The organism is Mesorhizobium sp. CA6 (genome assembly GCF_020165035.1).
Taxonomy (GTDB): Bacteria; Pseudomonadota; Alphaproteobacteria; order Rhizobiales; family Rhizobiaceae; genus Mesorhizobium.
Genome location: NZ_JAIUHI010000006.1, coordinates 1 through 13,490, shown reverse-complemented (window position 1 = coordinate 13,490; position 13,490 = coordinate 1). Strand labels below are relative to the sequence as shown.

The following is a 13,490-nucleotide window of genomic DNA, read 5'->3' as shown; positions in this document are numbered from 1 at the left end:
CTGGGCAACGTCATGCCGCTCGTGGTCAGATGGAATCAATGTGGCGCTTGTTCGGCGGGCACTGCCTCGATGATCACAAAGGCTTGAGCAAGCGGGAAATCGTCGGTGATGGTGAGATGGATGAGGGCGCGGTGGCCTTTCGGCAGGATTTTCTCCAGCCTGGCCGCGGCGCCGCCGGTCAGCGCCATGGTCGGCGCGCCGCTCGGCAGGTTGACCACCCCCATGTCGCGCCAGAACACGCCCTCGGCCATGCCGGTACCCAACGCCTTGGCACAGGCTTCCTTGGCGGCGAAGCGCTTGGCATAGGAAGCCGCGCGGGCGGCACGCTTTTCCGACTTGGCCTGCTCGACCTCGGTATAGATGCGCTGGACGAAGCGCTGGCCGTGCCGCTCCAGCGATTTCTCGATACGTCTGATGTCGATCAGGTCGCTGCCGATGCCGATGATCATTCCGCCGGCACTTCCCGTCGGCCCTGCCGCGCTTTCTTCTCGGCACGCTCGGCCATGCGCTTCCGGCGCTGCTCGCGAAACACCGTCATGCCCCAGCGGGTGATGGCGTAGAACAGGAGCCCGAAGACCAGGCCGAGCGGCACCGCGCCGATCAGCATCGGCTCCAGAATGGGGTGCCAGAGCTTGGCGAAGGAAAGCTTGTGCATCATTTCGCCCAGATGCTCGGGCGGGCCGTGCTTCGGCAGATGCTCATGCAGGAGCAGCTTGCCGATCTCCCAGGACGCGCCCCACAAAAGCGGGAAGGTCAGCGGATTGCCGAAGAACACCGCGCCGAGCGCTGCCGCGACCAGATTGCCGGCGATGATCCAGCACAGCACGGCGGCGACGATGAAGTGGAAGCCAAGCGGGAAGAAGGAGGCGAAAACGCCCGCGGCGACACCGGCGGCGACGGAATGCGGCGTCGCCTTCAGCCGCAGGATGCGTTTTGAGAAATACTGCACGGAACGCGAGAACGAGCGGCGCGGCCAAAGATAAGTACGCACCTGTTCCAGGAAGCCATCAGGCTCTCGGCGTCGAAAAAGCACTCTGTTCCAGTTCCCGGTCCAATACGCGCTGCCCCTACCCACCGGGTCGCGCAAACACATCTTGCGCTTCGAGGGCGCAGAAAGGCAACAAGCTTTGATATAGCGACGACCGGGCCGCGCAACAACGAACGCCGCCGCGATGGTCTGCCGCAGCCTGTAACAACAGCGTCATTCTGGCGAAACTGAGGAAAACAACCCGGATGCGGAGCCGATGATGACCGTTAGACCGGCGCGGGCGGAGGACGCCGGGGCGCTGACCACGTTTCGCGCCGTCGCCTGGAACGCGCCCTTCTATCGCAAGGCCGGATTTCGCATCCTGGAAGACGCCGAGATTGACGAACGGCTGGCAAGCCTGCTCGACGACGAGGCCAGGCACGGCATGCCTACGGGCCAGCGCTGCGCCATGCGGCTCGATCTCAGCCGAGTTGATACTCGCTGACCTCGACCAGATTGCCGTCCGGATCGCGGAAATAGACCGACATCATCTTGCCGCGCGCGCCGGTGCGTTCGACCGGACCGACTTCGATCGCCACGCCATTGGCCTCGAGGCTGGCCTGGACCTCGGCAAGCGGCACTGCCGCCACGAGGCAGAAATCGCCGGAACCCGGCGTCGGCGCCTTCGCCTTCGGCTCGAAGGTGCGACCGACTTCGTGCAGGTTGATCTTCTGCGAGCCGAACAGAAGCGCGGTCGGCCGGTTCGGTTCGTCGAGCCGCCGCATGCCGAGCACCCGCCGGTAGAAATCGCAGGTCGCTTCCAGCGAGCGGACCGTCAGCACGAAATGGTCGATCCCGGCGATCATTGTCACCTCGGCGCGCGTCTCCGGCAAAGAGATTCAAGCGACGCGCTCAAGCGCCTGTTTTCATACATTGCGATGTCAGATGTTGCGGCTTCCCGGCTTAACGGCTGGAATCGCGGCAAGTTCCGGCGGCAGGCGGTCGGCGGGATAGGCCGGCACTTCATATTCGGCAAGCGCGATCAGCGGCACGCCGACATCGGTCTTGCCGGCCGAACGGTCGATGATGCAAGCGGCGGCCACGACCTCGGCGCCAAGCTCGCGCAGGCAGTCGATGGTCTCGCGGATCGACAGGCCGGTGGTGACGATGTCCTCGACGATGACGACGCGCGAGCCCTTGGCAATCTCGAAGCGGCGCAACCTGAATTCGCCCCCTTCCCGCTCGACCCAGATCGCCGGGACACCGAGATGACGCGAGGTCTCATAGGCCGGGATCAGGCCGCCGATGGCCGGGCCAACGACGTAGTCTATCCCGCCCGGCACCGCCTTGCGGATCTTCTCGGCCAGCGCCTTGCACAGGCGCTCGGTTTTGTCGGCATGCATGAACACGCGGGCCTTCTGCAGGAAGACCGGACTGCGCAGTCCGGACGTCAGGATGAAATGCCCTTCGAGCACGGCGCCGGCCTCGCGGAAAATGTCCAGCACTTCGTCGGTGTTCATTGTTCGGTCCCCCTTGGCGAGTGGTGAAGGGTGAATGGTTAATGGCAGTGAGAGCACCTTCTATTCATCCATTCACACGCCGCGCATCGCTGACACTCGAATTGTCCTTGAGCTGCGACAGCAGCCGGTTGAGGTGCTTCAGGTCCCAGACCTCGAGATCGATCAGCATCTCGGTGAAATCGGGTGCGGTGCGTATCATCGACAGCGTGTGGATGTTGGCATCGTTGGATGCGACGACCTGAGCGATGTCGGCCAACGAACCGGGCGCATTGATGGCGGTGACCGAGATGCGCGCCGGAAAACGTTCCTTGGTGCGCTCGTCGATGTCCCAGCGCACGTCGATCCAACGCTCGGGCTGGTCGTCGAAGGCCTGCAAAGCCGGCGACTGGATCGGATAGATAGTGATGCCGGTGCCGGGCTGGATGATGCCGACGATGCGATCGCCGGGTACAGCGCCCTCCGGCGCGAAACGCACCGGCAGGTCGCCGCGCACGCCGCGGATCGGCACCGCGCCGTCGCGCTGCTGGTCCTTGTCCTTCTTCGCGGCGCGGGTGCCCGGCATCTGGAACAGCATGCCGGCGGCGTTGCGGATCTTCGACCAGCCCTCCTCGCGCTGCTTGGGCGCCGCGACGGTGACACGCTCATCCTTATAATCGGGGAAGACCGCTTTCATGACATCGGTGGAACTCAGCTCGCCGCGGCCGACCGAGGCCAGCACGTCCTCGATATCCTTGCGCGCCAGCCGGTGCAGCACCGGCTTCAGGCTCTCCTTGGTGAATGTCTTGCCGGCGCGCTCGAAGGCGCGCTCCAGGATGCGGGCTCCGAGGCCGGAATATTGCTTGCGGATCGCATTCTTGGTGGCGCGGCGGATGGCGGCGCGCGCCTTGCCGGTGACCACGACCGATTCCCAGGCGGCGGGCGGCACCTGCGCCTTGGAGCGGATGATCTCGACCTCGTCGCCGTTCTTGAGCTCGGTCATCAACGGCATGATGCGGCCATTGACCTTGGCGCCGACGCAGGTGTCGCCGACATCGGTGTGGACGGCATAGGCGAAGTCGATGGGAGTAGCCCCGCGCGGCAGCGCGATCAGCATGCCCTTGGGCGTGAAGCAGAACACCTGGTCCTGGAACAGCTCCAGCTTGGTGTTCTCGAGGAAATCCTCCGGATTGTCGCCTTCGGCCAGTTGCTCGATGGTGCGCCGCAGCCAGGCATAGGCGTTGGTCTCCCTGGAGATCGCATGGCCCGCGCCGTTCATCTTGCCGCCGGTATCCTTGTAGATCGAATGCGCGGCGACGCCATATTCGGCGATCTTGTTCATCTCCCTGGTGCGGATCTGCAATTCGACGCGCTGGCGCGACGGGCCGACGATGGTGGTGTGGATCGAACGGTAGTCGTTCTGCTTGGGCGTCGAGATGTAATCCTTGAAACGGCCTGGCACCATCGACCAGGTGGTGTGGATGGCGCCAAGCGCGCGGTAGCAGTCGTCGACCGAATCGACCACGACGCGAAAACCGAAGATGTCGGAGAGCTGCTCGAAGGAGAGCGCCTTGGCCTCCATCTTGCGGAACACCGACCACGGCTTCTTCTGCCGGCTCTTCACGCTCGCCTTGATGTCGTGTTTTTCGAACAGGCCCGACAGCGCCGTCTCGATCTCCTGCAGGACGCCCCTGTTGCGCTCGAAAATCTCGGCAAGCCTTGCCGTAACGGCGCGGTAAGCCTCCGGATTGATGTAGCGGAAGGCTATTTCCTCCAGCTCCTCGCGCATGCCTTGCATGCCCATGCGCCCGGCCAGCGGCGCATAGATCTCCATCGTCTCCTCGGCGATGCGCAGGCGCTTGGCTTCCGGCATATGGTCGAGGGTGCGCATGTTGTGCAGGCGGTCGGCGAGCTTGACGAGCAGAACGCGGACGTCCTCGGAGATCGCGAGCAGGAGCTTGCGCAGGTTTTCCGCCTGCTCGGCCTTTTTCGAGACCAGATCGAGCTTCTTCAGCTTGGTGAGCCCCTCGACCAGCTTGCCCATCTCGGGGCCGAAGAGCTCGTCGATCTCAGCGCGGGTCGCGGTCGTATCCTCGATCGTGTCATGCAGCAGGGCAACGGCGATGGTCGCCTCGTCCATATGCATGTCGGTGAGGATGGCCGCGACTTCGAGGGGATGCGAGAAATAGGGATCGCCCGAGGCGCGCTTCTGATGGCCATGCTTCTGCATGGCATAGACGTAGGCCTTGTTGAGCAGCGCCTCGTTGACGTCAGGCTTGTAGCGCTGGACGCGCTCGACAAGCTCATACTGACGCATCATGGGCGGGATCTCGCGGTGCTGAAATGATTGATGCGCCGCACCGACGTGCGACGCATCTCATAGATAGCCACGAAACCTAAGATACGGAAGTCCTGGATGGTTGATCCAACCCGGACAAAAGCACTTAGTAGTCGTCGCTCTTTTCCGGCGGCACCAGACCTTCGATGCCGGCGAGCAAGTCTTCCTCGCTCATGCGGTCGAAAGTGACGTTCTCCTCGGCGTCGTCGGCGTCGGCGGCAACGGCGGTCGCGCCGGTCTGGTCGGCGATCGCCTCGCCCTCGGCTTCCGGCTCGTCGACCTCGACATGCTTCTGCAGCGAGTGGATCAGGTCTTCCTTGAGGTCGTCGGGAGACAACGTCTCGTCTGCGATCTCGCGCAGTGCGATGACCGGGTTCTTGTCATTGTCGCGCGGAACGGTGATCTGCGCGCCCTGGCTGATCTGGCGGGCGCGATGGCCGGCGAGCAGCACGAGTTCAAAACGGTTGTCGACCTTGTCGATGCAATCTTCAACGGTTACGCGGGCCATGGACTGCCCCTTTCATGCGATGGATTTGATGGAAAGCTGGCGCGCTCCATAACGCGGGCGCGGCCGAAATACAAGCTTTATGGCGCCAGCGCCGGCTTGGCGGGCCGTTGCCCGGCTCATCATCGCGCCACGCCGTGAAGCTACCCACATAGTGGCGATCACAATTGCTTGCAACACAGGGCCATGCCCTTGGATATCCACAAATTGCGCGTTATCTCGGAGGTGACGGTACAAAGGTCCATTTGCCGGACCTATTCGTCAAGCGCTTTTAGACGACAAAAATTTTCGAAAGGAATGTTTTTCAATGTTCGATCCCCGTGAAAAGATCGCTCTTTTCATCGACGGCGCCAATCTCTATGCCACGTCCCGCGCGCTGGGCTTCGACATCGACTACCGCAAGCTCCTGTCGAGCTTCCAGAAGCGCGGCTACCTGCTGCGCGCCTATTATTACACCGCGCTGGTCGAGGATCAGGAATATTCGTCGATCCGGCCGCTGATCGACTGGCTGGATTATAACGGCTTCAAGGTGGTGACGAAGCCCGCCAAGGAATTCACCGACTCGACCGGCCGCCGCAAGATCAAGGGCAATATGGACATCGAGTTGACCGTCGATGCGCTAGAGCTCGCCGATGTCGTCGACCATTATGTCATCTTCTCCGGCGACGGCGACTTCCGCACGCTGGTCGAAGCGCTGCAGCGGCGCGGCCGCAAGGTGTCGATCATCTCGACCATGGCCTCGCAGCCGCCGATGATCTCCGACGATCTGCGCCGCCAGGCCGATCATTTCATCGACCTGATGACGCTGAAGAGCGAGGTCGGCCGCGATCCGTCCGAGCGGCCGGCGCGCCGGCCGGAACCCGCCGAAGTCGACGAGGAAGATTATTGACGGCGGCGGCCTTGACCGCCGTGCCCTCCCCCGAACCCAGCCGTGACTGCCCGCTTTGCCCGCGGCTGCATGATTTCATCGCCGCCTGGCGCGAGCGTGAGCCCGGCTGGTTCAACGCGCCAGTGCCGACCTTCCTGCCGCCGGAGGGTGAAGATTCAGTCCGGCTCCTGATCGTCGGGCTGGCGCCCGGCCTGCGCGGCGCCAACCGCACGGGGCGCCCCTTCACCGGCGACTATGCCGGCGACCTGCTCTATGGCACATTGATCGCACACGGTTTTGCGCGCGGCGAATTCAAGGCCAGGCCCGATGACGGCTTGCAACTCGTCGGCACGGCCATCACCAATGCGGTGCGCTGCGTGCCGCCTGAGAACAAGCCGGTGGGCGCCGAGATCGCCACTTGCAGAACTTTTCTCAAGCCGACGATCGCGCGCTTTCCCAACCTGCGTGCCATCCTGACGCTGGGTGCGATCGCGCATCAGTCGACGGTGCGGGCGCTGGGCGAGCGCGTCGCGGCCTTTCCGTTCCGCCATGGCGGGAGGCAGCAAGCCGGCGGCATCGCGCTGTTTTCCAGCTACCACTGCTCACGCTACAACACCAATACGGGCGTGCTGACGCAGGAGATGTTCGTCAGCGTGTTCAAGGAGATTGCGGCGTTCCTGAAGAGCTAGATTCAGGCGGCTTCCTGTCGGCCTGACAGCCACTCATACCGGCAGCAGCGCATCCGGCTTCACGTCGCCGATAGAGGTATAAGTGTGCGTCTCCTTCACTCCCGGCAGCGCGAGAATGACCCGCGTCAGGAAATCCTGATAGGCGGCCATTTCCGAGATGCGCGCCTTTACCAGATAGTCGAAGCCGCCGACCACCATGTGGCACTCGAGAACCTCGGGCGCCTTGGTCACCGCCTCGGCGAAGCGCTCGAAAATATGCGGCGCCGTGTGATCGAGACGCACCTCGATGAAGACGAGCGTACCGCGTCCGATCTTTGCCGGATTGAGCACGGCCCTGACCGCGGTGATGTAGCCTTCCCGAAACAGCCGCTTCACCCGTAGGCTGGTGCCGGTCGGCGAGAGGCCGACACGCGCCGCCAGATCAAGTGTGGTGCGACGCCCATCTTCTTGCAGCAATCGCAGGAGATTGCGGTCGACGCCATCGAGGTCGCTTGCTTCAGCATTCACGCTAGATCTGCCTCCAATCTGCGAGTTTCACTCAAATTTCGAGAAAAAAGCGTATTTTGCCACGGGCTTTTCGGCAATAGCCTGCGCTTTCATCGCTTTGTGCGGAGATGATCTTCGATGGCGATGTCACGACGGCGGCGGAACATGGCGGACGCGCGAGACTCAGGAAACTCCAGGCTGGCGATCATCGCGGGCCTCATTATGATCGGCATCTACGCCATCCAATTCGTCGCCGCCCGCTTCAGCCTCAGGGAGCATCTGACGGCGACGGATCTGGCCGCCTTGCGCTTTGGCGGCGCGGGGGTGGTCTTTCTGCCGATCGTCTGGCACGGCGGCTTTGTAAGCATGAGGGCGCTTGGCTGGCGACGGGCCCTGGCATTGGCGGCGCTGGCCGGATTGCCTTATCCGCTGATCATCAATTGGGGCCTGACCTATGCCCCTGCCGCCCATGCGGCCGCGCTTTGTCCAGCGTCGATCGTCTTCTTTTCGTTCCTGCTGTCACGCATCGTCTTCAATGACGGCGATTCGCGGCAACGGACCATCGGTGTCCTCGCGATTGTCGCCGGCCTGTCGCTGTTCATCGCGCCGGCGCGCGACGGCACCGGCGGCGTTCTCTTCGGCGATATGCTTTTCATCGGATCGGGCCTGATGTTTTCGGCCTATGCCGTTCTTGTCAGGCGCTGGCGTGCCGATCCCGTTACGGCCACGGCCGCGGTAGTGCTCCTGTCCTGCCTGCCGCTGCCGGTTCTCTACTTCGTCGCACCAAGCCATATCCATGCCGCGGCCGCCACGGAAATCATCAGCCAGATCGTGATCCAGGGGATTCTGGCCGGCGCGGCAGCCATGTTCCTCTATACCTATGTCGTCGGGCAGTTGGGGCCGCAGACGGCATCGCTGTTTCTGCCCGGCATACCCATCGCCACCGTGGCTGTCGGCATGGCGGTACTCGGCGAAACGCCGATGACGATCCAGTTCGCAGCCATTGCCATCATGGCCGCCGGGATGGGCTTGTCAGCGATCGGAGGGCGGATTGCCAATAGACGTCTTAATGCACCGGCGCCGGGAGGATCGTAAGCCTTAGCGGTACGGTAAGCGATTCAAGGACCGGCAATTCAAGGCGTCGGCGCAAACAACTTCGCCAGCGTCTCGCGGCCGCCCTTCAGGACGTTGAGATCGACATCGCCTTCGATGCCGTCGACGCGGCCCATGTTGTGATACTGCCAGTAGATCCAGTCGTTCTCGCGCGGCCTCATCGCCAGCGAACGCAACCAGCGCCGGCGGTTAAGAATGCTGCCGGAATAGGCGTCTGCCGCCTCGTCGGTCAGATAGAAAATCGCCTGCTTGCCGAATGCCGTCTCGACCGGACCGAGGAATGCAGCAAGCTCGGTGTTCAGTTGCTCGGGCGACGGGCGCTGCGGGCAATTGCCGCCGAACTCGATGTCGACCACCGGCGGCAGAAGCGGCTCACCGCGCGGCACTACCGACATGAAGTTCTTCGCCTGGTCGGCGCCTGGCCGGCAGAAGGTGAAGAAGTGATAGGCGCCGACCGCCAGGCCGGCCGCGCGGGCCTCGCGCAGGTTGATGGAGAATTGCGTATCGACATGGGTGCCGCCTTCGGTCGCCTTGATGATGGCGAAGGCGACATCGTCGGCGGCGACGCGGGGCCAGTCGATCTTTCCCTGATGATGCGAGACGTCGATGCCCCGGATCGGGAATTCCTCGCGATCCGGGGAAAAGCCGCGGAACCAGAAGAAGGCGCCCGCCACGACGGCACTGGCGACAACCGCGACGGCAAGGCCCCAGAAAACAATCCGCTTCCCCAAGACCATCCCCTGCCGCAAAAGCTCGCGCGCGCCTGACCGGAGAACCGGCTGGCGGCTTTTTTCAGGCGGCCGGCGCTGCCGGCCCTGGAGGCTCAGCCGCGCTCCTTCAGCAGCCGGCCCTTCTCGCGCGACCAGTCGCGCTGCTTCTCGGTCTCGCGCTTGTCGTGCAGCTTCTTGCCTCGCGCAACGGCGAGCAGCAGCTTGGCGCGACCGCGGTCGTTGAAATAGATTTTCAGCGGCACCAGCGTCATGCCTTCACGCTCGACGCTTTGCGAGAGCTTTGCCATCTCGCGCTTGGAGACCAGCAACTTACGACGGCGGCGCGGCTCGTGATTGAAGCGGTTGGCCTGCAGATATTCCGGCAGATAGGAATTGATCAGCCAGATCTCGCCGCCCTCAGCCGAGGCGTAGCTTTCCTGGATGTTGGCCTGGCCTTGGCGCAGCGACTTGACCTCGGTGCCAGTCAGCACCAAGCCGGTCTCGATCGTGTCGAGCACCTCGTAGGAAAAGCGCGCCTTGCGGTTTTCCGCAACGGTCTTGTTGTTGGGATCCGCTTTCTTGACTTGATTCATGACGTCCAGAGTCCGTTTCGAAACTCGCTCCTGCGAGTCAGGTGAAGGTGTCAACAGAGCGCCGCGCGTTTTCTAAACGCGCAAAGGACGCTCTGCAGCCCGACTTTGCGCATGGTCCTTTCCGAAAGCGGATGCTTTCGGGGCCATGCGCGGAACCGGAGCGGAGCGTACATATAGTACGTGAGCACCGGAAGCGCAGGTGGCGCCTTCAGATGGCCGCAGGAGCAGAGTTTCCAAACGGGCTCGCTAATTAATCAAGCCGGCGTGCTTGAGCGCCGCGTCGAGCTTCTCGGCGGTCGAGGACTCGACCGTCACCAGCGGCGAGCGGACCACGTTCTCGACCTTGCCCAGCTTCGACAGCGCGTATTTGGCGCCCGATACGCCAGGCTCAATGAAGATCGCCTTGTGCAACGGCAAGAGTCGGTCCTGCAGCTCGAGCGCCTTGGCGCTGTCGCCGGAAAGCGTCGCTTCCTGGAACTCGGAGCAAAGGCGCGGCGCGACATTCGAGGTGACCGAAATACAGCCGACGCCGCCATGAGCGTTGAAGCCGAGCGCGGAGGCATCCTCACCGGAAAGCTGGATGAAATCCTTGCCGCAGGTCATGCGCTGCTCGGAAACTCGCTCGACCTTGCCGGTCGCGTCCTTGACGCCGGCAATGTTCTTGAAGTCGTGGCGCAGCCTGCCCATCGTCTCCGGCGTCATGTCGATCACCGAACGCGGCGGGATGTTGTAGATGATGATCGGCAGCTTGGTCGCCCTGGCGACGGCCGCGAAATGCTCATAGAGGCCGCGCTGCGTCGGCTTGTTGTAGTAAGGCGTGACCACAAGGGCGGCATCGGCGCCGGCCTGTTCGGCATACTTCACCAGGCCGACCGCTTCCTCGGTGTTGTTGGAGCCCGCGCCGGCCACCACCGGCACCCTACCCTTGGCTACCTCGATGGCGACCTTGACGACATGGCGGTGCTCCTCATGCGACAGCGTCGGCGACTCGCCGGTGGTGCCGACGGGAACGAGACCCTTGGTGCCCTCGGCGATCTGCCATTCGACAAACGAGCGAAAGGCTTTCTCGTCGAAGCGCCCGCTCTTTTCGAACGGTGTCACGAGCGCAGTCAGCGAGCCTCTCAGCATGTCGTCCAAACTCCTTGGAACTTTGTCGGTTTATGCATGTCGTCGTCCCAAAACCGGTTTCCGCTTCTGGGCGACATGCATCGGTGTTTCATCAGATCGGTCAGTTGCGCGCCTTCTACCCGAAAGCGAAGCCGCGCACCATAGTCTCGACATGGTTCAGCGGCAAGCATCGGTGTAATGCCAGTGTCGTGGTTTTCGATGTTCGCTAGACGTTGATATCAGACTCGGGGCGAACATCGAAAACCAAAACGATACTGGATTCGACAGTTGGCTGGTTTCCTGCGATTCTGAAATTCGCGCCGCGCCCGAGATCAAGGTCATGCGAATTTCAGAACCGGGATACCAGCAAGCGCCATTCGAACGGCCTCGATAACCTTTTGTTTACGAGCCCTTCACGACCTAAGTCTAGGCTTCGCATCGGGTTCTCAATGCCCGCGCCTGCTGGCGATGTGCTAGGATCATAAAATGCCGACGAGGCGGCCCCATCTTTTCGCGCTGTTGGGCGCGATCGTCGCGCTGACGCCTACCATGGCGATCGGTGGCAGCGTCGACGCGCGCGCGACGGCCTCGATTCCGGCGCCAGATGCGCCGCAGGCGCCGGGCCAGACGCCGATTGCCCCCGACATAGCGCAACTGAAGAGCGGGCTCGATGCGCTTGCCGCCAACAACATCGTTGGCGCGCGCAATGCGCGCGACACGCTGCCCGCCACCTCGCTCGACCGGCACATCCTCGCCTGGGCGATCGCGCTTTACGGCGGCGACCAGGTGCCGAGCGGCGAGATTGCCGACGCCGCCAAGATGCTGCCTGGATGGCCGGGCACGATCGCGCTGCGCAAGAACAGCGAGCGCGCGCTCTATCGCGAGAATCCGCCGCCGCAAGTGGTGGTGCAGGCCTTCGGCCGCAGCCAGCCGCTGACGCCTGAGGGCGTCATCATCCTCGCCCGCTCGCAAGTGGCGCTTGGCAACCAGGCCGCGGCGCGGTCGGTGCTGGTACCCTTTTGGCGCACGGAAAAACTGGAAGCAAAGGACGAGACGGCTGTCATCAAGGAGTTCGGCACGCTGATCCCGGCGGCCGACCATCGCTACCGCATGGAGCGCATGTTTTATGCCGACCGGCCGTCGTCGGCGCTGCGGGTCGCCGGCCTCGCCGGCGCACAGCCGCTGGCGGATGCCTGGGCGGCGGTCGACAAGGGCGACAAGAACGCCGCCAAGCTGTTGAAGGCAGTGCCCGCAGTGCTGCGCTCCGCCGGCTATTTCTTCGCCGAGGCGGAGTATCTGCGAAAGCAGCAGAAATTCGCCGAAGCCGCTGCTGCCGTGATGAAAGCGCCGACGAATCGCGATTCGCTGGTCGACCCCGATGCCTGGTGGGTCGAACGCCGCGTGCTCTCGCGCGAGCTGGTCGACCAAGGCGACATGAAGACTGCCTACAATATTGTCTCCATGCACGCTGCCGAAAGCCCGCCGAACGCCGCCGAAGCCGAGTTCCATGCCGGCTGGTACGCGTTGCGCGGTCTCAACGATCCGGCGACCGCCGCCAGGCATTTCACGCGCATCACCGAGCTCGCCCAGGGCCCGGTGTCGCTGTCGCGCGCCTATTACTGGCTCGGCCGGGCGGCGGAAGTCGGCGGCCCGGGAAGCGCCAAGGACTATTTCACGCGCGCGGCCAGCTACGGCACGACCTTCTATGGCCAGCTCGCCGGCGAGCGCGTGGGCTTGAGGACCCTCAACATCGCCTATCCGAAGCCGAGCGCGGCCGACCGCCAGAGTTTCGACGGCCGCGAAGCGGTGAGCGCGATCAAGCGGCTGCAGGAAGCGGGCTATGACCGCTACGCCGAGACGCTCTACCGCGACCTTGCCGGCCAGCTGACCAGCCCGGGCGAACTGGCGCTGCTAGCCGTGCTGGCCGAAAAGCAGGGCAACCATTTCATGGCGCTGAAGGTCGGCAAGATCGCCGCCCAGCGCGGCATCGATGTCGGCGCGCTTTCGCATCCGCTGGGCGTCATTCCCGATTCGGCCAACATTTCCGGATCCGGCAAGGCGCTCGCCTATGCCATCGCCCGCCAGGAAAGCGAGTTCAATATCGGCGCCGTTTCCAGCGCCGGCGCGCGCGGCCTGCTGCAGTTGATGCCGGGCACCGCCAAGCAGTTGGCAAAAAAGGCCGGCATGAATTTCTCGCAGGCGCGGCTGACGACGGATGCCGGCTATAACGCGACGCTGGGCTCGGCCTTCCTCGGCGAGCAGCTCGACCGTTTCGGCGGCTCCTATGTGCTGACCTTCGCCGGTTACAATGCCGGCCCGAACCGCGCCGCTCAGTGGGTTGCGAAATATGGCGACCCGCGCGGCAAGGACGTGGACGCCGTCATCGACTGGATCGAGCGGATTCCCTACACGGAAACAAGAAGTTACGTGCAGCGCGTGATGGAGAATTACGAGGTCTACAAGATGCGTATTTCAGGCAAATACGACATCGTGGGGGACCTTGTGAACGGACGAAGCTGAGGTTCTTCCTTCTCCCCCTGTGAGGGCTTTGCACGGGAGAGTGAATTCTGTTTGTTGGGCTAATGAGGCGTTTTTTGAAGGCCATGGGAGCGGTTTTG

Annotated in this window: 15 protein-coding genes; 5 read left to right on the top strand and 10 right to left on the bottom strand. The window is 63.3% G+C overall.

The window, feature by feature from the left end; translation table 11 throughout:
- Positions 1-35: 35 nt before the first annotated feature.
- Together acpS and LB526_RS10290 are read right to left on the bottom strand one after the other, a co-directional pair.
- Complete coding sequence (gene acpS, locus LB526_RS10295) at positions 36-449, bottom strand: holo-ACP synthase (protein ID WP_041009542.1); 414 nt, start codon at positions 447-449, stop codon at positions 36-38.
- Positions 446-1,033 (bottom strand): DUF2062 domain-containing protein, encoded by a 588-nt coding sequence (locus tag LB526_RS10290; RefSeq protein WP_095766933.1) that lies wholly within the window; start codon positions 1,031-1,033, stop codon positions 446-448. The genes acpS and LB526_RS10290 overlap by 4 nt, the downstream gene beginning before the upstream one ends.
- Positions 1,034-1,244: 211 nt before the next feature.
- Between LB526_RS10290 and LB526_RS10285 the strand changes: the two genes are divergently transcribed.
- The gene (locus LB526_RS10285; protein ID WP_224627522.1) at positions 1,245-1,472 is read left to right on the top strand and encodes a hypothetical protein; all 228 of its coding nucleotides are present in this window, start codon (positions 1,245-1,247) and stop codon (positions 1,470-1,472) included.
- Here the strand turns inward: LB526_RS10285 and LB526_RS10280 are convergent.
- The 4 genes from LB526_RS10280 to rpoZ all read right to left on the bottom strand — a co-directional run bounded on the left by LB526_RS10280 (position 1,450) and on the right by rpoZ (position 5,309).
- Complete coding sequence (locus LB526_RS10280) at positions 1,450-1,833, bottom strand: VOC family protein (RefSeq protein ID WP_224525178.1); 384 nt, start codon at positions 1,831-1,833, stop codon at positions 1,450-1,452. The genes LB526_RS10285 and LB526_RS10280 overlap by 23 nt on opposite strands.
- A 75-nt stretch (positions 1,834-1,908) precedes the next feature.
- On the bottom strand, positions 1,909-2,487 hold the full coding sequence (gene pyrE / locus LB526_RS10275; protein WP_224525179.1) for an orotate phosphoribosyltransferase: 579 nt from the start codon (positions 2,485-2,487) through the stop codon (positions 1,909-1,911).
- A gap of 64 nt (positions 2,488-2,551) precedes the next feature.
- On the bottom strand, positions 2,552-4,783 hold the full coding sequence (locus LB526_RS10270) for a RelA/SpoT family protein (protein ID WP_095766930.1): 2,232 nt from the start codon (positions 4,781-4,783) through the stop codon (positions 2,552-2,554).
- A gap of 124 nt (positions 4,784-4,907) precedes the next feature.
- The gene (gene rpoZ, locus LB526_RS10265) at positions 4,908-5,309 is read right to left on the bottom strand and encodes a DNA-directed RNA polymerase subunit omega (RefSeq protein ID WP_095766929.1); all 402 of its coding nucleotides are present in this window, start codon (positions 5,307-5,309) and stop codon (positions 4,908-4,910) included.
- A 304-nt stretch (positions 5,310-5,613) separates the two neighbouring features.
- On the opposite strand from rpoZ, the gene LB526_RS10260 reads away from it, so the two are divergent.
- Together LB526_RS10260 and LB526_RS10255 are read left to right on the top strand one after the other, a co-directional pair.
- Positions 5,614-6,195 (top strand): NYN domain-containing protein, encoded by a 582-nt coding sequence (locus LB526_RS10260; RefSeq protein ID WP_095766928.1) that lies wholly within the window; start codon positions 5,614-5,616, stop codon positions 6,193-6,195.
- Positions 6,192-6,863: a uracil-DNA glycosylase gene (locus tag LB526_RS10255; RefSeq protein ID WP_411909024.1), complete on the top strand. Its 672-nt coding sequence runs from the start codon at positions 6,192-6,194 to the stop codon at positions 6,861-6,863. Before LB526_RS10260 ends, LB526_RS10255 begins: the two co-directional genes overlap by 4 nt.
- 33 nt (positions 6,864-6,896) lie before the next feature.
- Here the strand turns inward: LB526_RS10255 and LB526_RS10250 are convergent, their stop codons facing one another.
- Positions 6,897-7,370 (bottom strand): Lrp/AsnC ligand binding domain-containing protein, encoded by a 474-nt coding sequence (locus LB526_RS10250; RefSeq protein ID WP_224525181.1) that lies wholly within the window; start codon positions 7,368-7,370, stop codon positions 6,897-6,899.
- Positions 7,371-7,514: 144 nt separating this feature from the next.
- Here LB526_RS10250 and LB526_RS10245 point away from each other — a divergent pair, with 144 nt between their 5' ends.
- Positions 7,515-8,444 carry a DMT family transporter gene (locus tag LB526_RS10245; RefSeq protein WP_224627521.1) on the top strand — a complete coding sequence of 310 codons (930 nt, stop codon included), beginning with the start codon at positions 7,515-7,517 and terminating at the stop codon, positions 8,442-8,444.
- A 38-nt stretch (positions 8,445-8,482) separates the two neighbouring features.
- On the opposite strand, the gene LB526_RS10240 is transcribed toward LB526_RS10245, so the two are convergent.
- The 3 genes from LB526_RS10240 to dapA all read right to left on the bottom strand — a co-directional run bounded on the left by LB526_RS10240 (position 8,483) and on the right by dapA (position 10,893).
- Positions 8,483-9,199: a GH25 family lysozyme gene (locus LB526_RS10240; RefSeq protein WP_411967389.1), complete on the bottom strand. Its 717-nt coding sequence runs from the start codon at positions 9,197-9,199 to the stop codon at positions 8,483-8,485.
- A gap of 86 nt (positions 9,200-9,285) precedes the next feature.
- The gene (gene smpB / locus LB526_RS10235) at positions 9,286-9,765 is read right to left on the bottom strand and encodes an SsrA-binding protein SmpB (RefSeq protein ID WP_112095724.1); all 480 of its coding nucleotides are present in this window, start codon (positions 9,763-9,765) and stop codon (positions 9,286-9,288) included.
- A gap of 246 nt (positions 9,766-10,011) precedes the next feature.
- The gene (gene dapA / locus LB526_RS10230; RefSeq protein ID WP_224605217.1) at positions 10,012-10,893 is read right to left on the bottom strand and encodes a 4-hydroxy-tetrahydrodipicolinate synthase; all 882 of its coding nucleotides are present in this window, start codon (positions 10,891-10,893) and stop codon (positions 10,012-10,014) included.
- A gap of 465 nt (positions 10,894-11,358) precedes the next feature.
- Here dapA and LB526_RS10225 point away from each other — a divergent pair, with 465 nt between their 5' ends.
- Positions 11,359-13,392, top strand: coding sequence for a lytic transglycosylase domain-containing protein (locus LB526_RS10225; protein ID WP_224627519.1), 2,034 nt, complete (start codon positions 11,359-11,361; stop codon positions 13,390-13,392).
- The last annotated feature ends 98 nt before the right edge of the window (positions 13,393-13,490 follow it).